Origin of the sequence: Geomicrobium sp. JCM 19055 (genome assembly GCF_000698185.1) — a bacterium.
In the GTDB taxonomy this organism is placed as follows: domain Bacteria; phylum Bacillota; class Bacilli; order Bacillales; family Marinococcaceae; genus Geomicrobium_A; species Geomicrobium_A sediminis.
In genome coordinates, this window is sequence record NZ_BAXL01000005.1 from 98,199 (window position 1) to 122,952 (window position 24,754).

At 42.2% G+C, this 24,754-nt stretch carries 25 protein-coding genes, 1 tRNA gene, 4 pseudogenes and 1 riboswitch; of the genes and pseudogenes, 7 read left to right on the forward strand and 23 right to left on the reverse strand.

What is annotated here, in order from left to right; all coding sequences use genetic code 11:
• Positions 1 to 38: 38 nt before the first annotated feature.
• The 12 genes and pseudogenes from JCM19055_RS05990 to JCM19055_RS06040 all read right to left on the reverse strand — a co-directional run bounded on the left by JCM19055_RS05990 (position 39) and on the right by JCM19055_RS06040 (position 9,966).
• Positions 39 to 938, reverse strand: coding sequence for a macrolide 2'-phosphotransferase (locus tag JCM19055_RS05990; RefSeq protein WP_042358989.1), 900 nt, complete (start codon positions 936 to 938; stop codon positions 39 to 41).
• A gap of 274 nt (positions 939 to 1,212) precedes the next feature.
• Positions 1,213 to 1,518 carry a hypothetical protein gene (locus JCM19055_RS05995; protein WP_042358991.1) on the reverse strand — a complete coding sequence of 102 codons (306 nt, stop codon included), beginning with the start codon at positions 1,516 to 1,518 and terminating at the stop codon, positions 1,213 to 1,215.
• A 299-nt stretch (positions 1,519 to 1,817) separates the two neighbouring features.
• A pseudogene (locus JCM19055_RS06000) lies at positions 1,818 to 3,322 on the reverse strand (tripartite tricarboxylate transporter permease).
• A gap of 248 nt (positions 3,323 to 3,570) precedes the next feature.
• Positions 3,571 to 3,708 carry a hypothetical protein gene (locus JCM19055_RS27155; RefSeq protein WP_193745329.1) on the reverse strand — a complete coding sequence of 46 codons (138 nt, stop codon included), beginning with the start codon at positions 3,706 to 3,708 and terminating at the stop codon, positions 3,571 to 3,573.
• A gap of 95 nt (positions 3,709 to 3,803) precedes the next feature.
• Complete coding sequence (locus tag JCM19055_RS06010; RefSeq protein ID WP_042358992.1) at positions 3,804 to 4,826, reverse strand: tripartite tricarboxylate transporter substrate binding protein; 1,023 nt, start codon at positions 4,824 to 4,826, stop codon at positions 3,804 to 3,806.
• 122 nt (positions 4,827 to 4,948) lie between these two features.
• A complete protein-coding gene (locus JCM19055_RS06015) occupies positions 4,949 to 5,620 on the reverse strand; it encodes a response regulator (RefSeq protein ID WP_042358994.1) in 672 nt (223 codons plus the stop codon).
• A complete protein-coding gene (locus tag JCM19055_RS06020; RefSeq protein ID WP_193745330.1) occupies positions 5,613 to 6,731 on the reverse strand; it encodes a sensor histidine kinase in 1,119 nt (372 codons plus the stop codon). Before JCM19055_RS06020 ends, JCM19055_RS06015 begins: the two co-directional genes overlap by 8 nt.
• A complete protein-coding gene (locus tag JCM19055_RS22965; RefSeq protein WP_052365995.1) occupies positions 6,658 to 7,200 on the reverse strand; it encodes a hypothetical protein in 543 nt (180 codons plus the stop codon). Before JCM19055_RS22965 ends, JCM19055_RS06020 begins: the two co-directional genes overlap by 74 nt.
• Positions 7,201 to 7,361: 161 nt before the next feature.
• Positions 7,362 to 7,709: a TraB/GumN family protein gene (locus JCM19055_RS06025; RefSeq protein WP_042358995.1), complete on the reverse strand. Its 348-nt coding sequence runs from the start codon at positions 7,707 to 7,709 to the stop codon at positions 7,362 to 7,364.
• A complete protein-coding gene (locus JCM19055_RS06030) occupies positions 7,670 to 8,335 on the reverse strand; it encodes a TraB/GumN family protein (RefSeq protein WP_042358997.1) in 666 nt (221 codons plus the stop codon). The genes JCM19055_RS06025 and JCM19055_RS06030 overlap by 40 nt, the downstream gene beginning before the upstream one ends.
• Positions 8,336 to 8,649: 314 nt before the next feature.
• On the reverse strand, positions 8,650 to 9,096 hold the full coding sequence (locus JCM19055_RS22970) for a DUF4430 domain-containing protein (protein ID WP_052365996.1): 447 nt from the start codon (positions 9,094 to 9,096) through the stop codon (positions 8,650 to 8,652).
• A gap of 96 nt (positions 9,097 to 9,192) precedes the next feature.
• Positions 9,193 to 9,966 (reverse strand): STAS domain-containing protein, encoded by a 774-nt coding sequence (locus JCM19055_RS06040; RefSeq protein WP_042358998.1) that lies wholly within the window; start codon positions 9,964 to 9,966, stop codon positions 9,193 to 9,195.
• 414 nt (positions 9,967 to 10,380) lie between these two features.
• Here JCM19055_RS06040 and JCM19055_RS28710 point away from each other — a divergent pair, with 414 nt between their 5' ends.
• The 7 genes from JCM19055_RS28710 to csaA all read left to right on the forward strand — a co-directional run bounded on the left by JCM19055_RS28710 (position 10,381) and on the right by csaA (position 15,065).
• Entirely contained in the window at positions 10,381 to 11,043 is a 663-nt protein-coding gene (locus tag JCM19055_RS28710) for an amidase (RefSeq protein ID WP_265181871.1), read from the forward strand.
• 26 nt (positions 11,044 to 11,069) lie between these two features.
• Positions 11,070 to 12,281, forward strand: a complete 1,212-nt coding sequence (locus JCM19055_RS28715) for an amidase family protein (protein WP_265181872.1) — start codon at positions 11,070 to 11,072, stop codon at positions 12,279 to 12,281.
• Between the two features lie 164 nt (positions 12,282 to 12,445).
• Positions 12,446 to 12,520, forward strand: a tRNA-Ala gene (locus JCM19055_RS06050).
• Between the two features lie 173 nt (positions 12,521 to 12,693).
• The gene (locus tag JCM19055_RS06055) at positions 12,694 to 12,936 is read left to right on the forward strand and encodes a hypothetical protein (protein WP_042358999.1); all 243 of its coding nucleotides are present in this window, start codon (positions 12,694 to 12,696) and stop codon (positions 12,934 to 12,936) included.
• Between the two features lie 31 nt (positions 12,937 to 12,967).
• Positions 12,968 to 13,834 (forward strand): serine hydrolase, encoded by an 867-nt coding sequence (locus tag JCM19055_RS22975; RefSeq protein WP_052365997.1) that lies wholly within the window; start codon positions 12,968 to 12,970, stop codon positions 13,832 to 13,834.
• A complete protein-coding gene (locus JCM19055_RS22980; protein ID WP_052365998.1) occupies positions 13,818 to 14,699 on the forward strand; it encodes a serine hydrolase in 882 nt (293 codons plus the stop codon). Before JCM19055_RS22975 ends, JCM19055_RS22980 begins: the two co-directional genes overlap by 17 nt.
• A 33-nt stretch (positions 14,700 to 14,732) precedes the next feature.
• Positions 14,733 to 15,065: a chaperone CsaA gene (csaA, locus tag JCM19055_RS06065; protein ID WP_042359001.1), complete on the forward strand. Its 333-nt coding sequence runs from the start codon at positions 14,733 to 14,735 to the stop codon at positions 15,063 to 15,065.
• Positions 15,066 to 15,122: 57 nt separating this feature from the next.
• On the opposite strand, the gene JCM19055_RS22985 is transcribed toward csaA, so the two are convergent.
• The 11 genes and pseudogenes from JCM19055_RS22985 to JCM19055_RS06120 all read right to left on the reverse strand — a co-directional run bounded on the left by JCM19055_RS22985 (position 15,123) and on the right by JCM19055_RS06120 (position 24,716).
• Positions 15,123 to 15,608, reverse strand: coding sequence for a superoxide dismutase family protein (locus tag JCM19055_RS22985; protein WP_052365999.1), 486 nt, complete (start codon positions 15,606 to 15,608; stop codon positions 15,123 to 15,125).
• 110 nt (positions 15,609 to 15,718) lie between these two features.
• Positions 15,719 to 17,025: pseudogene (locus JCM19055_RS06075) on the reverse strand (NCS2 family permease).
• A gap of 97 nt (positions 17,026 to 17,122) precedes the next feature.
• Positions 17,123 to 17,224: riboswitch (purine riboswitch) on the reverse strand.
• A 215-nt stretch (positions 17,225 to 17,439) separates the two neighbouring features.
• Positions 17,440 to 18,051, reverse strand: a complete 612-nt coding sequence (locus JCM19055_RS06080; protein WP_081833484.1) for a DsbA family protein — start codon at positions 18,049 to 18,051, stop codon at positions 17,440 to 17,442.
• A 45-nt stretch (positions 18,052 to 18,096) separates the two neighbouring features.
• Positions 18,097 to 18,423: an N-acetyltransferase gene (locus tag JCM19055_RS06085; RefSeq protein WP_081833485.1), complete on the reverse strand. Its 327-nt coding sequence runs from the start codon at positions 18,421 to 18,423 to the stop codon at positions 18,097 to 18,099.
• Positions 18,392 to 18,691: a hypothetical protein gene (locus JCM19055_RS06090; protein WP_042359004.1), complete on the reverse strand. Its 300-nt coding sequence runs from the start codon at positions 18,689 to 18,691 to the stop codon at positions 18,392 to 18,394. The genes JCM19055_RS06085 and JCM19055_RS06090 overlap by 32 nt, the downstream gene beginning before the upstream one ends.
• A 61-nt stretch (positions 18,692 to 18,752) precedes the next feature.
• Positions 18,753 to 20,296 (reverse strand): annotated as a pseudogene (guaA, locus tag JCM19055_RS06095) (glutamine-hydrolyzing GMP synthase).
• 111 nt (positions 20,297 to 20,407) lie between these two features.
• Entirely contained in the window at positions 20,408 to 22,579 is a 2,172-nt protein-coding gene (locus tag JCM19055_RS06100; RefSeq protein WP_042359005.1) for a DUF4129 domain-containing transglutaminase family protein, read from the reverse strand.
• Positions 22,572 to 22,958 (reverse strand): hypothetical protein, encoded by a 387-nt coding sequence (locus JCM19055_RS06105; protein ID WP_042359006.1) that lies wholly within the window; start codon positions 22,956 to 22,958, stop codon positions 22,572 to 22,574. The genes JCM19055_RS06100 and JCM19055_RS06105 overlap by 8 nt, the downstream gene beginning before the upstream one ends.
• The gene (locus JCM19055_RS06110) at positions 22,939 to 23,442 is read right to left on the reverse strand and encodes a DUF58 domain-containing protein (protein ID WP_265181873.1); all 504 of its coding nucleotides are present in this window, start codon (positions 23,440 to 23,442) and stop codon (positions 22,939 to 22,941) included. Before JCM19055_RS06110 ends, JCM19055_RS06105 begins: the two co-directional genes overlap by 20 nt.
• Positions 23,384 to 23,764, reverse strand: a complete 381-nt coding sequence (locus JCM19055_RS06115; protein ID WP_042359008.1) for a hypothetical protein — start codon at positions 23,762 to 23,764, stop codon at positions 23,384 to 23,386. Before JCM19055_RS06115 ends, JCM19055_RS06110 begins: the two co-directional genes overlap by 59 nt.
• Positions 23,761 to 24,716 (reverse strand): annotated as a pseudogene (locus tag JCM19055_RS06120) (AAA family ATPase). Before JCM19055_RS06120 ends, JCM19055_RS06115 begins: the two are co-directional and overlap by 4 nt.
• Positions 24,717 to 24,754 lie beyond the last annotated feature (38 nt).

Consider the following 24,754-nt stretch of genomic DNA (forward strand, 5'->3'; position numbering starts at 1 on the left):
AAACGACGAATAACCATCAATTCAATAAGTAAAACAGTTTAACTATCTCCCCGCTGAGAGAGCATACTTTTTGCTGTTTCATGCATTTCTTGTAATCCTGACACTTGTGCATATTCAGCAACGGTAATGGCACTCGTTGATAACAGTTCTTTAATGTGATCTTCCATCCCAGACCAGGTTCTTCCCCCAGCATTGTCATACGCATCAATTAATTTCTTTAGTCCTTCATCACCAAATAGCAACAGATGAGACATAAAATCTACGGAACTATCACCAATCCCAATTTCTGTCCAATCAATGAGTCCAGTTACGCGATGATCGTCATTCAGGAGAATGTGAGCAGGATGCAAATCGCCATGCTTTACTCCGACAAATGATGGCCAGAAATCTTTTCCTAACCATACCTGCCACCGCTCCCATAAATCGGGGTGAATTTCATAACTTTCTTTCACTCGCTCCATACGCTGCTTCATTGACGTCTTCAAATCTTGGGCAGTTAAGATTTCCATCGGAATGCCTTTAAATTCCTTCGGTTCAACAGTGTGTAAGTTTGCCATCACCGATCCAAGTGACTGGATATATTCTTTCGGCACATTTTTCTCATCAAAGCTCCACTTGTAACCGAGCTGTTCAAGGTCAATTGTAGCCGCAGGAGACCCTTTTAATTGCTTGTATGCAATAACTTCTTCAGAAAAAATGGACCACGTTGGTACTTGGAAATTCACCGTGCGCTCCAACACATCAAGTGCTTGCTTTTCCACTTTTGCATTTCTCATAGACTCCTTTCTACGAGGAATGCGAATAATCCACGGCTCTCCACCAGTATCTTTCGCATGCGCAACTTGAAAATCAACACCTGATTCATTCATTTGAACCGATTCTTCCAGAATGTATAGTCCGTGATTTTCTACGAGTTGCTTAAGTTCTTGTTTATTCACTGTGGTCTCCTCCTTTTCGATCTATCAGGAATTACGTTTAGGGTTTCAATTCATCGTGTATCCCATTCAATATTCTAGATGCAAAACAAACCATACCACAAAATACTTTTATGACAAACTAAAAAAAAAGCAGAATGGAATCTGCTCTTTTTACGTGCTTAAATAAAATTTCACTGCTTAAAATCGCCAGGTATGACTCCAATAATTTGATCTGTATAGAGTGTAAGATGCGTGGACTGATGAGGATGTTCCACTTGTAGGTTTGAGTAGATGCTCACATCTGATAAATAGATCGCAATGTCTTCTTTTTTTTACCTGGGTGAGCGATTGATTGAATTGCCTCAATGTATGAAGACAAAGAATAGGCTTCCTCATTCATCACCATTGATACCTCACCGTTTTCTTCATGTAATGGAACTGATTCAACGTGCACATTTACAATCCCTACTACATATCCAATTGACGTTAAAAACGTCGTGTACGTTCGTTGTTCTTTCTCATTAGCCTCATTTTCAGATGCATTTACTAAATCTAACGCAAAAGGATGAGCGAGGATGTGGTAATGTTTTGTTGTATTCAATGCAATGACCTCCAAGCGATACAAATTAGTTGTTATCGCTAGATTACTTGACTAGTCTCAACAGAAGGTCAACAAAAGCTTAAGCATTGGTCACAAATAAAGTATTTTTCTAATTACAAGAAGGTCTCGAGTTGCTAAGAAACTGACATATACTGTCTAAGTACTAACAACGAATAAATGGGCTCTTCAGGCTAACGAACTCCTATAGACGTCTCAGACACGACAGACGCATTTGAACTACATGGTGTAATTTCACACGCAACACTGAATGAGCAAGAGATGACTTTGTCTATTTACTCTTACATAGACAGTGTTTGATTGTTCTTCTTCTTATTCCGATAACTTTGCCATAGAGGGAACAAGAATGAGATTGCAGCCAAAGCAAGTAACGTGCTGACAATGGATTTGAGATAAAGATCGAGACATCGTTACCTGAAATTGTCATTGCTTGACGGAATGATTGCTCGAGCATTCCACCTAGGATAAACGCAAGAATAAACGGCGCTGCGGGGAATTGGAACATTCTCATTAAATAGCCAATCACCCCAAAAGCCAGCAACACGTATAAATCAAAGATGCTAAAACTAATTGAATATACCCCAATGATACAGAACACAACAACCAATGAGATCAACATCGGTCTTGGGATCGCTAAGATCTTTGAAATGTACGGGATAAGGGGTAAGTTCAGAATTAATAAGAAAATATTTCCGATGTACATACTCATAATGACACCCCAGAAAAGCGTGGGATTCTCTGTCATGAGTAATGGACCTGGCTGTACATTCAATACGAGTAAAGCCCCTAACATGACCGCAGTCGTTCCCGAACCTGGGATACCGAGACTAAGTAAAGGCACGAACGCACCACTCGTTGCTGCATTATTCGCGGTTTCTGGAGCTGTTAATCCTTTAATCGAACCTTTACCAAATTCATCGGGATTTTTTGCGAATCGCTTTTCAGTCGTATAACCGATAAACGAAGCAATTGTTGCACCAGCACCAGGTAAAACACCGATGATAAAACCTAAAACAGATTGACGACTCATCGGTCCGACCATTTCTTTAAAGTCCTCTTTCGTTATTTTCAGACTTCCAATCGTCTTCGCGTTAAATGTCGTCTTCTGACGGTTAATAATTAACGCACACACCTCAGCGAGCGCAAAGATCCCTAATGCAATCACTAAGAAATCGATGCCCTCCAATAAATTAGCACTTCCAAACGTAAATCGAACCGTACCCGTTTGCGCATCAATTCCGATGGTTACGACCATAATTCCGAGTAACGCAGACATGAGAGCTTTAATCGTTGACCCTGAAGATAAGCTTGCAATCGCAGTCAGTCCAAGTAACATGAGCGCAAAGTATTCCGGTGGACCAAACTGAATCGCTACACTTGATAAAACAGGCGCAAATAACATGAGGAATACAACACTTACTGTTCCCCCAATAAATGCCGCAATCGCTGCAATAGCAAGTGCTTTACCAGCTTTCCCTTGTTGTGCCATAGGATATCCATCAAAAGATGTGGCTACTGTCCCAGCTACTCCCGGAGCATTTAGGAGAATCGACGACGTCGACCCACCGAAGATCGCTCCGTAATAAACACCGGCCATCATGACAAGGGCAATGGTTGGGTCCATGTTGTATGTCATCGGAATCATGATGGCAATGGCACTAATTGGACCTAACCCTGGCATAAGTCCAATAAATGTTCCAACAAAGACGCCAATAAACACAAAAAGTATTCCTTCTAAACTGATTGCCATTTGAAGGCCACTTAATATTCCGCTAAAATCAATCATCTCTAAGTACCCTCCCTAAAATGGCATGAATCCGGTTGGCAATCGAACATTTAGTAAAAACGTAAAGCTTAAATACAAGAAAAGTGGCACAAGAACTGAAACAATACTATTCGTCTTCCATTTTTTTGTATCCGAGCATACGAGTGCAAACGAAAATAAATACGATAGAAGTTACTAAAAATCCACTAACCTCTAAAAGCGTAATGTATAAAAACGTCATGATGAACATACCGAGAATGTAACGCCAATCATTTTTTTGCTTCAGTGCGTTTTTCTTTTTCTACTTCCGTTTCTTTCACAGGCATAAAGAAATAGAGAACAGAAAGAATGATGAGTAGAAACCCAGTAATCTTCGGTATTGTATCTGCGTCAATGACCGTATTCATAAAGCTAGGCAATTGAAAAGCTAGATACAAATAAAAAAAATGGCGATAATAATAAGAACAATAGAAATGCCACGATGAACGGTTAACGCCATGTGTTACTCACTCTCTCCGTATAGATCGAGCTCTTCTAAAAGCAGTCTCATCTCTTCATTTTGTTCCTCTAGAAATTGCTTATATTCCTCGCCGACCATAAAGTATTCATCCCATGAATACCGTTCTCTTACGGCATCCCATTCTTCCGACTCATTTAATTCAGTAAACGCATTTACGTAATACTCAACTTCAGCTTCAGTCATGTCCGGTGGACCGAAAAATCCACGCCAGTTAACAAATACCTCATCTATTCCTTGCTCAATAGCTGTTGGATAATCTTCCACTGTGTCTCCTTCAAGACGCTCTTCTGCTGTTACTGCAAGCACTCGAACTTCACCTGCACGTACTTGTTCGATCGTTTCTGTCACACCTGTAGAATAAACGTCTACACTTCCATTTAATAAATTCGTCATTGCACTACCATCTTGAGCCGAAACATACGTAATGCTACCCGGGTCCACTCCAGCAGCTTTTGCGATATTGACAAATTGAACATGGTCCATACTTCCAGGTGCGGATTCTCCAACAACTGTAATTGAACTCGATTCATCTTGCATGTCTTCAAACAACTCATTTAAATCTTGCCACGGTGCATCGTCTCGTACTGCAAATGCTCCAAAATCAGCAATGACGTTAGCAATTGGCGTAAAATCTTCATAACTGTATTCAGATTGGCCATTTAGTGGAATTAAGAGTAATGGTGGTGATGCGGCAAACAAATAGTGAGGATCACCAGCCTGATTAGCGATGTATGACCAACCAACAGCTCCTCCACCACCCTCTCGATTGATAACCCCTATCCCAACATCAACAATGTCTGCTTCCTCAAATGCTTGGGCGGCCATTCTTGCAGTTGTATCCCAACCTCCACCCGCACCTGCAGGTGCGACAAATTCAAGGTTGTTCGTCGGTGACCATTCCCCTTGATCCGATGACGCTGCTTCTTCCGACCCATTATCTGAACAAGCAGACAGCATTACCAACGTTAAAAACGAGCTTGCACTTACTGAAACTAATTTCTTCATGCTACCCCTCCTTTAGTTACTAACAGATACTAAAAGAAAAATCTTAGAATGTAACCGTTTACATTCTAAGATTCATAAGTAGCATAAACGATATTAAATTCATATTGTTCATAGCGGTCCGTTTATAAAGAAAAATAACGCCGTTCAGGTCGACCCACAATTCCGTAAATCGGCATAACTTTCGCGTGTTTTAAGCGAATTAAGTATTCAAGGTAACGCCTCGCTGTCGTTCTAGATGCACCTAGATGTTCACTTAATTCTTCTGCTGTGAGGCCATCCTGATGAGTCATTAATTGGTGCCGTACTAAATCTAGTGTAATTCCATCAATTCCTTTCGGAAGCACTTTTATCGGTTCATATTGCTGTTGCTTATAAATGAGGTGATCAATCGTATCTTGATTGAACGTTTGCTGTTCTTCTATCGTCTGAAAGTATTTAATATAACTCGATAATGAAGACTTTAAGCGCTTTAAAGAATCGGTTTTTAAAATGTAGTCATAAACACCATATCGCAATGACTTTTTGATGTGCTCATCATGATTTGAAGCAGAGACAACAATCACATCCAAATTAGGTCGCAATACTCTGAATTCTCCGAGCCTCTTCACTGCAATATCATCAGGCAAATAAATATCTAATAACAATAAATCAACCTTATTCTCCTCTAACATCCTTTTTGTATCTATAATTGAATTCGTTTTCCCTATACAATTCAGTTCAGCATATTGTTCAATTAGCGATTTATGGATATCGGCAATACGAAAATCATCTTCACAAATCAGAACGTCAATCATCGCTCTCCCCCCTTAACGTTTTAGGTAAATAAATTGAAAACAAACTTCCACCTTCTGGCAATGAGTGATGCTCAAACCATCCTTCAAAGTGCGACACTAATTCCTCGACGATCGAAAGTCCAAACCCCCTTGAACGACCTTTCGTGGAGAATCCACGTTTCGTAACATCCAAGAAGTCAGTAGGTAAGCCAGCACCGTTATCACTAACTTCAAATACAACATCATCACCAATGTCTGTAATAAAAACAGATACTTGCGGTACTTCGTTCACTAGAGCTGCTTCTAGAGCATTATCGATAACATTCCCAAGGATTGAAATGATTTGAGATGAGCCCATGTGATTTGGTAAAGTGTCTAAATGACTTGTCGGATCAACACGAAGCGTTACTTTTAATTCGGATGCTCTTCCTGCTTTCCCCATTAAGATCGCTTGAACCGTTGCATCCTTAATCGAGGTTGTAAGAACTTGTCCTTGTTCATCATGACGCGTTGTCTCTTCTTCAATGTACCGTTCAGCCTTCTCATAAAAACCTAAGTGCAAGTACCCAGAGATAGCATACAATTTATTCGTGAATTCATGATTTTGCGCCCTAAGATCATCAGAATATTTTTTAATATCTGAAAGAGTGTTTGCCATTTCAATCATCTCTGTTTTATCTCGAAATGTGCATACTGCACCTCGGACATGTTCATTTCTCATAATCGGTTCACGATTAACAATGTACACACGTCCTCTCATCGTTAGCTCACGGTTATATTCTGCTTTTTTTTCGCTTAATACCTTCTGGATTTGCGTCCCTTCAATAATCTTGTCGATCGGTTTTCCGATAACATCCCCGCTAATCCCTAATAGCTTTTTGGCTGAATCATTGAGCGTTGTAATGAGCGCATCCGCATCGACAGCGATCACACCTTCTCGGATCGCCGCAAGCGTTGCTTGCCTTTCATCGTACATTCCCGCAATTTGGAACGGTTCTAATCCGTACATATCTTTTCGTATACTACGAGACAATTGCAAACTTCCAATTGCTGCGACGCTAACGATGACAAGCGTGATAATCCCTAACAATCCAATTCTCTGCCAAATCGCTGCATGAACGTCTTGAATCAAAAAAAACCAACTGAAACAACGCCGATGACTTCTCCATCTTCAGAACGAACCGCAGTTTTTCCTCGTAACGATTCTCCCTCGTTCCTTCTGCTCGCGAAATGTAAGACTCGCCTTCTTTTAACGCCGGATCATTATCTCCTCCAACCATTGCTTGCCCTATTTTCCAATAATCAGGGTGAGCTAAACGAATTCCTTTATCATTACCAATAACGACAAACTCTGCTCCTGTTTCTTCTCTAAATCGTTCGGCATATGCTTGCAAGACGAGTGAAGGATTGTCATCGGTGTACGCCGCAATAACGGTTTCCGAATTTGCGATATGCACAGCCGTACTTAACGCCTTATCCCCAAGGGTCTCGTAAATATCTCTCGTCTCTAAGTAGGCAAAAATGCTTGCTATAATTATCGCCACACTTGAAACGAGACTAACAATTAACAGCATAATTTTCGTGTGAATGCGCATCCTCATACGATTCCCCCTAACATCTACTTCAATTTCACACGTCATAAAAACCATACCAAATTTTCAGAATATGACAATAATAAAAATCTCTACGTTCGTCGGTGTACGTAAATGGATCCAAGCAACAAAAAAATGCACAACCAAGTAACTTAGTTGTGCACAAAACGTTAATTTATTCGCTCAACGCTGTAGCCTTTTTCTTCTAGAAAATGTTGTACTCCAGGTTCGATGACATAATGAAACGTACCAATGAGCGCCAAGTAGGTTTGTCCGTCGTCTTCTTGAAGAATTTCGTCAATGATCGTTGCATTTCGTTCGTTACGATCAAACAAATTTGTTCGGTCATATTCATCGCCATATGAGGCATCTTCCCATACGCCGATCATTGCTTCTTCGTCACCATGCATATACATGTTGAAAAATTCGACTTCATCTATCTCATCTTCTACATGACGATCTTGATTGAGCAAATACTCTAATTGTTCAACTTGTAGTTCATATGACTGCCCTTCCATTGCTTGTAGCTAATAATTTGCCCCTCTAGCTCACGAATCTCTTTGCCTTCCTCATAGCCTCGCTCTAGATAATGATAGTCAACCCCTTGATCTAATGAGATTTCACCGGTCTCAACATCTTCAAGCCCCATCACAAAGTACCAAGGTTCAATTTGTTCAATCATATCTTCTTGCATTCCCTCAGAAGCCATTACGTCTAAAAGAGTTTCGTAAGTCTCTTCATCCAGGACATCTGACAATACTCTATCATCATCAAATGTAATTAAATCCATCATCTCTTCTTCACTTAAACCACCTGTCGGGTCCATTCGAGGCCAGTCAATCTCTGGTAGTAATACGTCAGCCTCATCAAATGCCGCTTCCAACTCCTCATTTAATGGATAAATCTCTTCTATTCCTGCATGGATCGTACCTTGCAAATAGACCGTTGTCTCTCCTTCCTCAACCTTCCAGAGGAAGCCGCCTTCCCCTTCAGTATCTATTTCAGTTTCTGTTACTTGTTCAGTCTCTTCTTGTATATTAGCTTCTGGTTCAACCTGTTCGTCATCATTGGTCATTTCTTCATCTGATGTTGCTTCATCATTTGTTGTCGTACAAGCCGTGAGTAAAAGTGAGATTCCAAGCATCGCTACGTATTTTTTTCATGTGTTACGTCCTCCTGTCTGTGTACACGTCTTCGTGTTGCCTATCTATACACGCTTACCGTGACTCTAAAACGCCGTCGTTGCAAAGAGTACAGAACAGGTCGCCAAACGTCCGGGGACAGTCCCCCATCGCGTTACTGTGATGAAGATTTGTTATCATTCGGTAATGGTTCAGCACCGTACATTCGTAACAGTATTATGTCTATCTCTTTAACCTATTAAAGCAGCGGGGGACTGACCCCCACTGCTTTAGTGAACTAAAAAAAAGCGCGGATCGCCCGCGCTTTTCCTTCTTCCTACCACTCTGCAAAGTCAAAGTGAACTTCATCTTCAGGTTCTAATTCGTAATCTGCAGCACCTTCAAAAATCTCTTCTTCGTTTACTGTGTACGTCCAAAAGTAGCCGTCAGCCTCATTTGAATCATACCCGTTAATCCCTTCAATGAACGTTTGATCCGCATCTGTCGATAGCTCAAAATATTCATCCATAACTTCCATGAGGTTATCTCCCTCAGAAAACTCTACCGTACTTTCTTCAATCACTTCTTCACCATCTTCGGTTAAAATGATCGTCGCTTCGAACGTTTCCTCTGTTGCATCCGATGCTGTTTCATCATCAGTCGTTGCTTCATCTTCCGCTTCTTCAACAGGTTCTAGTTCTTGCTCTTCCGGTGCTTCCTCATCCGTTGCGCAACCGACGAGTAGAGTTGCTACAAATCCTACTGCTAACCATTTTTTCAACATATGTAATTCTCCTTTTCCTTGTCCAAATGTTATTGTACCAGTATGTGTTGGAACATTCATGTAAAAAAAGCACGAATGACCTCCGCGCTTTTTGAATTAATGTTTTAGCAACCGCTCGAGAATGTGCTTTACGGACGTTGCCGTTTTAATGTTGTGGTTTTTAATGTCTGTAAGATTGACGGCTTGAATAGCCATATCAGTAGACACACCACTTAATTGCATTTCTGTACCAAGTAAAGATAGAACCGATTTCAACTTCAAAATCCCTTCCATCTCATAGTTGCGTAACTTCGTTAAGCCCGATACATCAAGAATGAATGTTTCCACTTTCGTTTCACCAACATAGGCAGAAGCATCTCGGAAGATTGCTTGAAAGCGCTCTTCACTCATCTCCCCAATAAGTGGCAATACCGCAATGCCATCTAGTAAAGGCACAATAGGAAACGCCAATGATTTCACTTCTTCAAGTGATTTTTCATAGTTTAGTTCAATTTCTTTACGCTCTGTCACATCGCGTTGTACCCCAACGAAATAATGCTTGTCCTCATCTTCCATATAAAGCGAATCGACCGACAGGCTATTCCAAAACTTCGTGCCATCTTTTTTTGTAATTGACGAATTCAACAAAAACCGATGTTTTATTTTTTTTATACCTTCTCGTAACCGCGATACTTCTGAGCGGTTCGTTTCTTCACCTTGCAGAAATCGGCAGTTCTTTCCGATAATATCTTCTTTTGTATACCCCGTCATATCTACAAACCCTTGGTTCGCATAAACAATCGGGTTATCTTCCAAACTTGGATCCGTAATTAATACCCCTGCACGAGTATAATTAAGTGCTTCAATGATTACATTCGTATTATTTAGCATCCAACAGCCTCCAGTACATTATCATTTTAGCACCATTTGTAGCGCGAAGCCATAACGAGCATTCACCGCAAAAGAAAGCGACCATCATTGCTTATGATTACCCTTATCTTTTAGTAGCAAACGAAAGATGATCAGTAGACTGTACACATTATTTTTGAATTAGATTTAGATCATCTTCCCCCGAACTCCTTCCTATTCCATTTAAACCAACTTCTACACAGAAGTCAGGTCGATCTTGATTTACAACACTATCTCCTCTGCACGTTCGACACGGGCATTGGGCATATCCTCAGCGCTCTTAGTCGAGGTTAGATAATCTAACAAACTAGTCGTCTTCTCTTAGACTCATTTGATACAAAGAATAGGAGAGATAAAAATGAGGAGAGTGACGACGATATGCGAGCACACACTTACTTGAATGTTAAAAGAGCGGCATTTCTATCGGTTTCAGCTCTTGCATTATCCATCGCTTCAGTAACACCAGCAGCGGCAGAAGAGGAATTTGAATTACTAGAAGTTACCGTCTCAGATTTACAAGAAGCATATGAAGACGGGACATACACCGCCGAACAAGTAACAGAGAGCTACTTAGAACGAATTGAACGTTATGAAGACCACTATAATGCGTTTACATTTCTAAACGACCAAGCCATCGAAGATGCTAAAGCTTCAGATGAACGAATTCAAAACGGTGAAGCGGGTGCACTTGAAGGCATACCTGTTGTCATTAAAGAAGCGGTTGATGTAGAAGGGTTTCAGTCGACTTTCGGATGGGAAGGATTTGGACCTGATTCATCAATTTCAATTGTCCCTGAGCTAGATGCACCGATCGTACAAGATTTACGAGCAGAAGGTGCAATTATTGTCGGAAAAACAAACATCCCTGCGTTCAGTACGTCTGGCACTCGAGCAGATACGAGTTGGGCCGGTGATACGTATAATGCCGTGGATCGCGCGCTCGCACCAGGCGGTAGTAGTAGCGGAACGGCAACAGCCATTTCTGGAAACTTCGCTGTCTTAGGGGTTGCTGAAGAAACCGGTGTTCTATCCAAAATCCAGCAGCTGCTCAATCTCTAGTAAGTGTTAAACCTTCATTTGGACTCGTGCCAAACACAGGTACAACACCTCTTGCGGCAAATACACGTGACGTACTTGGTCCGCATTCAAGATCGGTTGAAGATGCAGCGATTATGCTTGATGTGACAGCTGGTTACACCGTGCAAGATCCAAAAACCATCGCAGCAATCGGTAACATCCCAGCGGATGGCTACACCGATAGTCTTTCTGAAGGTTCGTTAGAAGGAAAACGAATTGGATTGTATGGTGAAGGATGGCGTGATGAGGAACTTTCTGAGGAAACTGAAGAACTCTATGAACGTTCAATTGAAGAGCTAGAGGCTCTCGGAGCTGAAGTCGTTGAGGATCCGTTTGCAGGTTCAGAATTTATTGGTGTGGCGGAACAATATGGTAACATCGGCTACGAAGCGTTAGTTAGTGATTTCCAAGCGTATTTGGATCGATTAAATCCGAGTGGCGATCTTCCATCGATTGCCGAGCTTTTTGAACAAGCTGAAGAAGTACCGTGGGCTAAAGGTGGACCGCTCGCGCACTTTGGTAATCGCGGGGTTGACTTTGAAGAAGATTTACAGAATCCATACGACATTCCAGAACAAGTCGACTTTACGAAAGCACGTACCGCCTACCTTCACATTGTGGACCAAGTGATTGAAGAGCATGACCTTGATGGATTTGTTTATCCACAAATGTCGGAAGAGATCCCAAACCTTCATGGAGGTGATCACTCCGCAACAACGGTTCCTGAGATTAATATGAGTGGTCTACCACTTGTAACCGTTCCAGCTGGCAATTATGAAAGTGGCTCTCCATTCTCACTTGCGTTCTTTGGGGAAATGTGGAGCGAGCAAGAACTGCTGGCGATGGCTTATAGCTATGAACAAGACACGAATTACCGTGAAGCTCCGGTTCTAGAACAACCCGAGCAAGACGAATCTGTAATTCGAAACATTCAACCAACGGAAGATCAAACGCTTCAAGCTGGTGAATCAGTGCGTGTATCGTTTGAAGGAGAACCAGGACTTGACGCTTCTTTTGCTATTCGAATCCCGCTTTTTACGAGAGCTGCTGCACCGACAGAAATCATGATGCGTGAAGTTGAAGATGGGTACTATGAAGGCTATTGGACTGCAACAAATAATCTGCAAGTCGACGGCGCAGAAATAGAAATTAAAGCCATTGATCAAGAGGGACAAGAATTTCGTGAAGTTGCTGAAGGAAGACTAAGCATCGAACAATAACTAAATACACTTGATGGCACAATCAACATGATTGTGCTTTTTCTCTTTTAATAGGTTTCTCCATATTCTATTTACTGAGCAACTGAATTTGTCAAAAAAACTCGAAAATTCCTTGACGATCGCGAAAGTTAACTGGTATATTTTTAATTGTTGTTATCATTTTTGGGGCTGTAGTTCAGGGGGAGAACGCTTGTCTGGCAGACAAGAGGTCGAGGGTTCGAATCCCTCCAGCTCCACCATAAACCTGTTACTAACGTATCTTTACAACCCAATGTGAAGGTACGTTTTTTATTGTTGTTCTGAGTAGCTCATTCCATTTCCCTGTTATTATTTCTTATCATTAGCTTGACCTTTTCGTAGGCAATAGAGATGATATGAATAGTTTCATTATTCTAACTTCAAGGGGTGTGCTATGAAATCTATATTGCAACTAACATTAGCCATTGCTCTCATCTTTTCACCCGTCATGTTCTCCACTGATCTTGTTCATGCCGAAACAGAAGCGACTGATGCAGCGCTGACAGAACATCCGTCCGTGACGCTTGGCGACATCCAGTTAGCCATCTCACGTCTTGAACGACAAGGTCTCCTTACCGATCGTCGGCTAGCGAGCGACCTGCAAAGAGAGCTCACCGTCATGCGTTTTTTTCCTTAAAGATCCGACCGACGAAAAGCTTCATTCGTACATGCTTGAATTTCAACAGTCACTTGCTGAATACCGTGATCAAAGTCGACTTAATGAAACGAGTTACGAACAATTACGTACGTTAACCAATTACTTTCTTCATCGGCACGACACGTTGTACTTTTCGTATGATTTTGATTGGGCAGACCGGCTAGAGACGACACAACTTCGCTATGCACTTCCTGAAGAATTGAACCTTAACGATGACGAACTAAAGAAAGCTGAAGATGTGATGACCTCCGGTCTTCAAGACAAACTGTACCCCGGTGCTGTCACACTCATTGCTAAGGACGGAGATATTGTATTCCACGAATCGGTTGGGGATTCGTACAAGTACGATGCAAACGGTGAGCCACTTACTAGTGAAGAAGCGATTGCAATGACGAACGAAACGTTGTTTGATCTTGCTTCGTTAACGAAAACATTTACAGCAACTGCCATTATGCAACTCCATGAGACAAATCGCCTCTCCATTGATGATCTCGTCATTGATTACCTTCCAGAGTTTTCTACGCATCCAGATAAAAATACGATTACAATCGAGCAACTGCTTACTCATACTTCTGGTCTTCCAGCCTCAATTTCATTAGCCGACTATGATGAGCAAGAAGAAATGTGGGGCGCCATATTGTCTTTGGAGACGGTTTATACACCCGGAGCACAAATGATTTATAGCGATGTTGGTATGATGATTCTCGGTAAAATCGTGGAAGTTGTGAGTGAGCAATCGCTCGATTCGTATGTTGAAGAATGGATTACAGTTCCTCTTGGCATGACTGATACGATGTTTAATCCGAATAGAGAGCTACATACCATTGCTCCGACTGAATACAGCCTGATCGCGGACTCGTTTGGGAGATGTTCATGATGAGAAAGCAGCTGCCTTACAAGGCGTTGCAGGTCACGCTGGTCTCTTTAGTACTGCCTATGATCTTGCAATCTTTTTACAAACGATGATTAATGGTGGTAGTTATGGTGATGCACAAGTGCTGCAACCTGAATCCGTGCAGTTAATGATGGAAGATCAAATCACAACAGAATCGCATCTCGGTCAAAGCTTAGGTTGGAATGTAAACCGTGGCTGGTTTATGGCTGGTCTTTCTTCACCATCGACCGTTGGTCATACCGGATTCACGGGTACTTCATTTGTCCTTGATCCTCTGACTGACTCGTTTGTTATTTTCTTAACGAATCGTGTACATCCTACTAGAGACGAAGGTTCCATTAATGGCGTGCGCCACGACCTTGTTCAGCAATTCATACGTTCCATTCCATACAGCCATCCACTTGAAGGTCACACTTGGTACTCAGGTATGACAAGCAATGTGAGTAGTGAACTCGTTTTCGAATTTGACACTCACGAAACAGACCGTCTAGTCTTTGATACTTCCTTTGATATTCTTAATGATATCGCACGTGATCAAGGCTTCGTAGATTTTTCGACCGATGATGGTGACACATGGAAACCACTGCCTGTAACGATCGCCATGGATGACTATACAAAAACAATGCACCATTCTTGGATTGGCTCAACGAAAAATCATTGGGTTGAAGCACAAGCCTCAATTGAACATTTAACAGAAGAAGAAATTCTCGTCCGTTTTCGATATGTAACGAGTGGCTCTAACGGAAAAGGCTGGTGGATTCGCCCGTCTGATCCAGAGAATTGGAGCTTAGTGAACGATCAGAATTGGTCACTCATTGAACCAGAGTTAGAAGTTTCGGTACACTAAGGAAAAAAACAAAAGAGGAGACATTGAACACCTATGGCTACCATTGAAGATTTTTTGAAATTAGATATTCGCGTCGGTACAGTTCTTACTGCTGAGCCGCTCGCAAAAGCGAAAGTCCCAGCAATTGCAATGACCATTGATTTCGGAGAAGAAATTGGCGTTAAGCAATCAAGCGCACAAATTACTGCTCGGTATGAATCTGAACAAATGATTGGTCAGCAAGTAACTGCCGTTGTTAATTTTCCACCTCGGAAAGTTGCAGGCTTTAAGTCAGAAGTTCTCGTCATTGGCGCAGTTCCTGAAAAAGGAGACGTCGTCTTGCTCACTCCTGACCAACCCGTATTAAACGGAACACCTGTTGCTTAAATTACAAAAAAACTGCCGATTGGAACACCTCCAATTCGGCAGTTTTTCGTGTTAACTTCAATATTGCACTATGCCACATGCAATCCGTTCGCCCCCGGCTTGTAAAACGAGCGAAGATCCTTCCTCAAGTGCCGGATTTGTGAGATCCATCGTATCTAAACTGGCATGCTCAGCGACCAAAGAATCACTGTAGCGTCCGTTGTTGTCTGTTCGAATACTCGGCAACTCTCCTGCAACGTTTTGTTTTTCGGCTGTAGGATTGAATACATCACCTGCACTCGTAAACAGCGGTGTTTCACATGTTGCATGCTCATGGAAATTAAATTCATACGTTCTGTTCGGCTCTAGACCCGAAACACTAAAATGAACCCGAACGCCTTCATCGTCAGGCTCAAAGTAGGCAAGACCAATTCGTTCTCCTTCACTATTCGTTAACGTTGATGTAAATGGACCTACATTTTCTGCTTTTACATGATCCGTAACTGTTGTTACGAACACGATGGCTATCACCAGCAAAGCAAACTGTCGTGCAACTCGTTTCATTCGTTCTTCGTTCCTTCCTCTATGTAACTGGCACTATTTTGTCCGAGTTGGCATCGATTTACTCATAAAAAAAAGACAAGCGATTGATGATCGCTTGTCGACGTTTAGAGTTATAAGAAGAACAAATATCCAGCAAAGACGAAGAAGAGGAAGTACATAATCGGATGAACTTCTTTCCCTTTCCCTGCAAGAATCATTGTGATTGGGTAGAACATGAACCAAGTGCAATCCCACTCGCGATACTGTAGGCAAGTGGCATACCGACCACAACAAGAAATGCTGGAATGGCAATTTCAATTCGATCCCATTCAATAAGGCGTAAGGCGGATGCCATTAACACACCTACGATAATCAAAGCAGCTGCCGTAACGTGTGACGTTACAACTTCAAGCAACGGTGAGAAGAACAATGATATCAGGAAAAACCCTGCCGTTACAATCGCCGTAAATCCAGTTCGTCCGCCCGCTGCAACACCAGCAGATGATTCGACATAGGCCGTCGTTGTTGACGTACCGAGAATCGCACCGACCGACGTAGCTGATGCATCAGAGAGTAATGCACGCCCGGCGTTCGGTAATTTATTATCTTTAATAAAGCCCGCTTGATTTGCAACCGCATAAAGCGTTCCTGCTGTATCAAAGAAATCAATGAATAAAAACGTAAGTACTACAATTGAAAGTTGCAAGATCATTTCTGTCGTCCACTGAACTTCACCTAAATGAGTAAACGCGGCTCCAAACGTTGGTGCTAAGCTTGGAATTGAACTAATAATACCAGAAGGAGGTGAAATAAGACCGAAAAGCATCCCCGCAACCGCTGTAATCACCATACCGAAGAATACTCCGCCCTTAACGTTAAGTACCATTAAACAGGCAGTCACAATCACACCAAACACGGCTAAGAACGTATAAGGATTTCTAAAGTCTCCAAGACTAACGAGTGTCGCTGGATCTGGAACGATAATTTCAGCATTTTGCATCCCGATAAAAGCGATAAACAAACCGATACCAGCACCCGCTGCATACTTCATCTCTGCTGGGATTGCATTAATAATGACTTCACGGATTTTGAACAACGTAATAATTAGAAAAATAATACCAGAAAGAAAAACTCCGAACAAAGCAATTTGCCAATCAATCCCCATACCTAAAACGACAGTATAAGCGAAGAATGCATTCAGACCCATACCTGGTGCTAGTGCAATTGGGTATTTCCCCCAAACCCCCATAACGAGTGAACCGATCGCTGCAGCAATGGCCGTTGCAACAAAGACTGCGTTCGCATCCATACCCGCGTCACCAAGAATCAGTGGGTTAACCGCTAAAATGTACGCCATAGCAAGAAACGTCGTGAAACCAGCTAGCGTTTCCTTTTTATACGATGTGTTGTGCTTCTCAAATTCAAAGTAATTCTTCAACCTCTTTGCCCCCTGATTGTAAGTTCTGATTTCCTCAAAATAAAAAAAAGTCGCTGCCTAAAAGCAAGACGACCGATCACTTTTGTAAGAGTAAAGAAGTCAAAAGTATACCGATCATAGTCAAGACATTTACGGTGTCTTGGTAGAGACTTACAAGCCATATCCTTGTTGTTATATGAGGTATCATTGATGATTTTGTCTATAATTATACTATCAGCCTATATCATTGAAGTCAAGTAAAATACGAACATTAAAATGACTATTTTACCATTCGTTCGTATTTAAGTCCTCATCACAAATAAAAAAAAGAACCCCATCGCTGAGGTTCAATTAATTAGCAAGATTCATCCGTGCACGCATCGCCTTGATTCATCACCTTAAGGCCTTGATCTTTTTCTTCATCGCGTACTTTGTTTAGTACCTCAAGAAATGCTTCAGGAGGTTGGGCACCTGATACGGCATACTTACGTTGAAGACAAAGAACGGAACGCCTTGTACACCTAGTTGAGCGCCCTCTTGGATGTCTTGTTGTACGGCTTCTTTGTACGCACCGCTTTCAAGAATCGCCAATGCGGTTTCTTTATTTAGTCCCACTCGTTCTGCAAGAGCGGCTAATTGTTCGTGTTCACCGACGTGCTTCCCTTCGATAAAGTACGCTTTTAGCAACTCTTCTTTCATCTCAGCCATTTTGCCGTGTTCTTTAGCGTAATGAATGAGGCGGTGAGCGGATTCTGTGTTCGTCGGTTTTACATCGTCCATATGATAATCAAGGTTAACATCATTCGCTTGTTGGACGACTTGTTGTTGCATTGCAACAACTTGTTCTGGTCCTTGCCCGAATTTCTTCTCAAGTTGCTCATTTAACGTCTCTGTCGTGTGTACGTCTGCATCCGGTTGGAGTTGGAAGCTTTTGTACGTCACCTTGACGTTCTCTTTATCCGAAAATTGATCTAAACCCATCTCGAATTTTCTTTTTCCAATATAACAAAATGGACAAGCAATGTCCGACCATACTTCAATATTCATGTTAAATCCCCCTTAATCATTTACGATAATTGATTTGTTGCCTTCTTACAAAGAATTTGCTCGAACGCTTCGTTTCATGTATTGTTTGCGTTGATTTTCACTTAAATTAATAAACCATAGCTTCTCTTTGCCCATACTGTACGTCTCAAACCCTAATGATTCGTATACAGAAATTGCACCTTTGTTTATTTGATACACTTCTAAAATAAACTCAGAGTAAGGTTCATGTTGCATGAGGTGAGTAATAACCGCATGAGCAACGCCCTTTTTACGATGACTCGGGGAGGTTGCGACGTCTTCAATGTAACATTGACCGCTTTCGATCGGCACTGGCTTTGTTTTAATCGCTTTCGCGAACAAATATCCTTTCAAAAAAACCGAAAGCTCGAACCGATCGGATCAGTGTACTCACTTGCGAATAGCGATGCTTCGTTGAGAAAGCCGCGAGCCCAATAACTTCTTCATCACTCATCGCAACGTAAACGTGATCGCTTCTAAAACTATCGGCAATATCTATTGAAAGTGAACGCTCATCTTTATTAAAGATTGCAAAATCTTCTTTAAACGATTGAATCAATACGCTCGCTGCTTGTTGTTTATAAGACTTATCGAGTTGATCGAGTCGCTTAATTGTGTACATGTACCTTCCCCCCTCATCAAAAAAGAGATGCCTAAATCTCTTTAGGCATCTCCATTATACGTTATTCCCACTCAATCGTCGCAGGTGGCTTACTCGTAATATCGTAAACAACGCGATTGACATTTGGTACTTCGTTCACGATTCTAACTGAAATTTCTTCAAGAACATGGTGCGGGATTCTTGCCCAGTCTGAAGTCATGCCATCAATGGACGTAACTGCACGAACGCCTACTGTGTAATCGTACGTTCTAGAGTCACCCATAACACCTACACTTCTCATATCCGGAAGTGCTGTGAAGAATTGCCAAATCTCTTTATCTAAACCGTGTGCTTTTAAGACTTCATGAAGAACTGCATCCGATTCACGTACAATCTCAAGCTTTTCTTCTGTAATTTCTCCAAGTACACGAATTCCAAGACCTGGTCCTGGGAATGGCTGACGCCAAACGAAGTTCTCTGGCAAGCCGAGCTCTTTACCGAGCGCGCGAACTTCATCTTTGAAGAGTGTGTTTAATGGTTCAATCAAGTCGAGGCGCATCTCTTCTGGAAGACCACCAACATTGTGGTGTGATTTAATCGTCTCTGCAGTTGCCGTACCACTTTCAATCACGTCGGTGTATAGCGTACCCTGTGCTAAGAAGTCCATGTTCTCTAGCTTGTCCGCTTCTTCTTCAAACAGGTAAATAAACTCATTTCCGATAATTTTACGCTTTTGTTCAGGATCGCTGACACCACTTAATTTTCCGAGGAAGCGATCTGCTGCGTCAATGCGTACAACTTTAATATCGAATTTCCCTTCGAACATTTGCATAACCATATCGCCTTCGTTCTTACGAAGAAGACCGTGATCAATAAACATACACGTTAGTTGATCACCTATGGCACGGTGAACGAGCATCGCAGTAACGGAAGAATCAACCCACCACTTAGTGCACAAAGCACTTTCTTGTCGCCTACTGCTTGTTTGATTTTCTCAACTTCCATATCGATGAAGTTCTCCATCGACCACTCGCCACTTGCGTTACATACTTCATAGACGAAGTTTTTGAGCAATGCATTGCCGTGTTCTGTGTGACGAACTTCTGGGTGATACTGTACACCGTAAAGGTTCTTGTCAACGTTACTCATTGCAGCTACTGGGCAAGATGGACTCGTTGCATCAACGGTAAAGCCTTCTGGCGGTGCAACGATTTTGTCACCGTGACTCATCCAAACGAGTTGCTCTTCTGGTAATCCTTTATGAATCTTTACGTCACGATTTTGTACTGTCATTGTCGCTTTTCCGTATTCACGGTGGTTAGCAGCTTCAACCTTCCCACCAAAATCATGCGTCATTAACTGCATTCCGTAACAAATTCCAAGAATTGGAACTCCTAATTCATAAATCTCAGGGTCACAACTCGGAGCGCCTTCCACGTACGCGCTGTTCGGTCCACCTGAGAAGATGATCCCTTTTAAATCGAGTTGCTTTAACTCTTCCGCTGTAACTGTATTAGGATACAGTTCACTGTAAACACCTAAATCGCGAATACGTCGCGTAATCAATTGATTGTATTGCCCACCGAAATCGAGCACTGCAATCGTTTCGTTTATTTCCTTATTCATCATTGCACCTCGTGAGTTTATGATCAAGACATTGTCTCGTGTCTAAAAGATAGACGTTTCGCTTATAAAATACGAACATAATTTTATCAATAACCTTGGTAGTGGTCAATGTTATCTCGCGATCCGACTGTGAACATCCCGCAACAGTTGGTGATATTGCTCGTTCGTTCCATCTGTAATGGACGAACGCTCTTTTCCATAATACAAATCTTCATACTGACGAGTTAGTCGCGTGAAATTCTCATTATCCAACCGTTGATCGATCCGATTCGCATATTCTGATAATGTCTCGTATTTATTACGCTTAAATCCAGTAAATTTGAGTAACCACAGGAGTGATAGATACGCTCGTTGGAACTGCTCAGTGCTTTGAATGTCTTGGTGTTTACGCTTCATCCAGTTGATGATAATACGCTCTCGCAAGAAGAAAACGATAATCCCACCTAAAAGCATTACACTGACCGTTCCAATCAAAACAGGCGATAGCCCTCCCTCAGCGTCTGAACTGCCCGCTGCTGCACTTTCTTCTTCCTCATTAGTATCACCTTCATCGAGCTGTTCATCCTCTAAAGGATCTGGAACATCACGATCATCTAAATCAGGTGAATCTGAAAGCTCTAAGTCTGTATAAGCATGGTTCGCTTCATTGTTAAATCCTGGTGTAGGCTCAAATGGCACCCAGCCAACTTCTGGGAAATAGACTTCAACCCATGAATGGGCGTTAGCGTTTGTAACTTGATACGTACCGTCTTCAACTTCCTCACCAGGTGTGAAGCCTTTCACCCAGCGAGCAGGAATGTCTTGACTTCGGAGCATGACGACCATTGCTGTAGAGAAGTTATCGCAATACCCAATTTGACTCTCAAATAAAAACTGATCCACATAATCTTGTCCCTCTTCAGGGATGGGGACATCTTCCGTTTCATACTCGTATTCGTTACGCAAATGATCTTCTACTGCTCGAACTGCACGATAACGATCCGTTTCTTCACCAGTGATCTCTGCAGCCAATTCAGTAACACGTTCTGGCAACTCTTCTGGCGTTTGTAGGTACCTTAATTCAATTCCTTCAGGATCACCTGCGTCACCTTCTTGGAAAGGCACCTCTTGCATTCGTTCAATTGAGAACTCAGCTTCTCGATAAGACAGGCTCATCCCTACTTCTTCATCGTAGCCTGATCCCATTTCAATACGCCCACTAATTGCATCCACATAATAATTTAGCGGTTGCTCTGCAGACGTAGCCTCGAAAAACTCACCTTGTGCAAAAATAAGCTCTCGCGTTTGGAAATACGGAGTATATCGGAGTGTCGCATCGTTCTCTTCTACGTCCGTTTGTTCTTCGTATAAATTAAGCTCGCCTTGTTCTTCAACGGCTTCTCCGTGCTGTTCTGACTCCCAACCATGGCCTGTATAAATGTGCTTGGCCTCACCTCGCCAATAACCAGGGTCCTCCACTTCAGCATACATGACAGGTGATTCGTCTAATTCAAAACCTCCACCGAGTCTGTCATCATGCTCACCGTATCCAATTCTGCGATTTTCAGTTGAGTATCCTTCTCCAAACCCACCTGCTGCTTGAATATAAGGTACAGGATTTGGCCATTGTGGTGAGAATTTCGGTCCGAAGAAGGCAACACTACCTGCTACAAAGATGACAAGTGTCGTTCCAATCGACCAACGCGTCCAATCACGCCATGATATGTTCGCATAAACCGTGCTTAACCGTGACAACTTCAGGTAAGCCAGCAATACAAAACCGATTACAACGAGTCGAATCATTGCCCATGAACCTTCATACATCGTAAATGTGTCTAAGATTGCTACGTAAATGACTGAACAAGCGAAAAAGAATAAGATTCTCTTTACATAAATCACCCAATAGTAAATCAAGAAACTCATGAGCATGAGCATAATCATAAAGAGTAACGTTCGAAACATTGGCGATAACGTTTGCCATTCACCTGTTAGAAGCAAGTTACCTTGGGAGACCGCTTCACTCATAAACGTCTGCCACCAAGCCACTGACATAAAGGTTTCGTTAAAGAAAATGACGTCTAAGCTTACTAAAATTGCAAGTACAACAAGTGGCAAGCGCAACCACGTAGACATGGGGATCGCACTTAGAATAAAGAAGAAACCTGCCAACATGAGAAACACAAGCACATAACCTGTATCTGTAAATTGCGGAAGTGGAAATAGCCACTCAGCCAGTAATAAAAACCCTAATACATATAAAACAGCTAAATGGGGGTGGCGGAACAATGAAGTATCTCTACTCATTATGAAGCTCGCCTCCTACGTTTGTCCTTCTTAGTGATTGGCATCGCAAGCAAATGAACGTCCAATTGTCTGAGTACACGATCTGCCTTATTCCCGTCATCTCCGTAAAGAACGATGAGCTTGTACCTCTTGCAGCCAACTGTTTTAGTTTTGCAGTCGTTTTCTCAGTCACTGTCGGCGCAACGTAAACGATCGTACGTAACAAAGAAAACGAACGATGCAGTTGTACATTCTCATCTAAGTCGTCTCTCTCGACACTCGTTAACACGTTCATCACTTGTCGCAGTTGTTTTTGTTCATACGTCTTGTTAAGTGCAAGTGGTGTCGATGAGATTGCTGCAAAGTTCATAATATCTTTCTCAGTAAATGAATGGTGCACAAGCCTGCAGCCCATTCAACAGCTGTCTCGAACTGTTCATCAGTCTCCGCGCGGCAATCGAGCAATACAGTAAACCTTTCGGGTCTTCAGTATCAAATTCTTTAGTCGCTAGTTCCCCTCGTCTTGCAGTTACTTTCCAATCAATGGTTGATAAGCGATCGCCTGGTGCATATTCTCGTAGGTGCGAGAAATCTAGCGTTTCATTAAACGTCATACGACGACTCGAATTGCCTTCGTTTTGCAATTTAATGGCTTTACGAAGACTTGAGAATGCGATTGGCAAGCTTGCGCGCTTTGGATAAACGCGAATCTCGTTGTCTACCCGAACAATCCGTCTTCGTTTAATAAGACCAATCATGTCACCAGTCTCGAGCTCCACTTCTGTAAAGGTGTGTACACCCCGCTTGTCACCACGAATCACATAACTATACGTTTGTTCTTTTTTTAAAAAGCATAAAGAAAAACGATCCTGGATGACTTTCAACGCGAATGGAGTTGGGAGGTGCATCGTACACTCCAAGATAAAAAAGCGGAATCGGTACGTTCTTTGTGATCGTAACTTTTACCGTTGCATGATCGCCATTCTCAAGATACGGCTTTTGAATAGACCGATCTACAGAAATGAAGCGAAGTGGAAAAAGCGCAGTCACAAACCCTAACACAACAACCGTTGTTACACTATAAAAGAGGAACCAACTAATAAATCCTCCTTGAAACATCGCATAACTGTACAAGATGACGATTATTGATAACAGAAGTAGCGTTCTCACCAACTGCTTAATCAGTGAGCCGACTTTTCGTTTCATCGTACAAAATCCTTCGATGCAGTAGGTACACTCACTTTACGCAATACTCGGTCAATCTTCTCTGCATCTTCTGATTGCGCAGAAAGTAAATCAGTATCTACAACAAGACGATGACCGAGAACATAAGGTGCGAGATATTTCACATCATCTGGCAACACATAGCTTCGACCTTCAACATATGCAAGCGCCTGACTTGCACGCATAAGAGCGATAGCACCTCGTGGACTGACGCCAAGCTCTACGCCTTCAAGCTGGCGAGTTTCTCGAACGAGTGAGACAATATACTGTTTAACGGCTCCGTCTACATATACCGCTGGCACTTCATTTTGCATGAGACGAGATCGTCCACGTGAATAACAGGTTGCACTTGATCAATTGGATGACCGTGCTCAGTCATTGAAAGCAACTCCAACTCATCTGCTTCTGTTGGATAGCCCATCTTAATCCGAAAAAGAAACCGGTCCAGCTGCGCCTCAGGCAAAGGGTACGTTCCCCCATGTTCAATTGGGTTTTGCGTTGCCATCACAAAAAAACGGATCTTGAAGTTGGTGCGACTCTCCGTCAATCGTCACTTTTCCTTCTTCTAATGCCTCTAAAAGAGCAGATTGTGTTTTCGGTGACGATCGATTAATCTCGTCTGCTAACACAATGTTGCCCATGATTGGCCCAGCACGAAATTCAAAAGTTTGTTTGTCTTGATTGTATATTGAAACACCCGTAACATCAGATGGTAATAAATCCGGTGTGAACTGAATTCGACGAAACTCAGCATTTGTTACTTTAGAAATCGCACGCACGAGCATCGTTTTCCCTACCCTGGTACGTCCTCAATCAATACATGCCCTTTCGCCAAGAACGCAATCACAGCAAGCTTAATCGTTTCCCGCTTCCCGATGACGACTTGTTCTACTGCTTCAATCACTTGTTGTATTTGCAAGTTTGGTTGAGTCAAACGAAATTCCTCCTCGTGTCTAGTACATATCTATTATC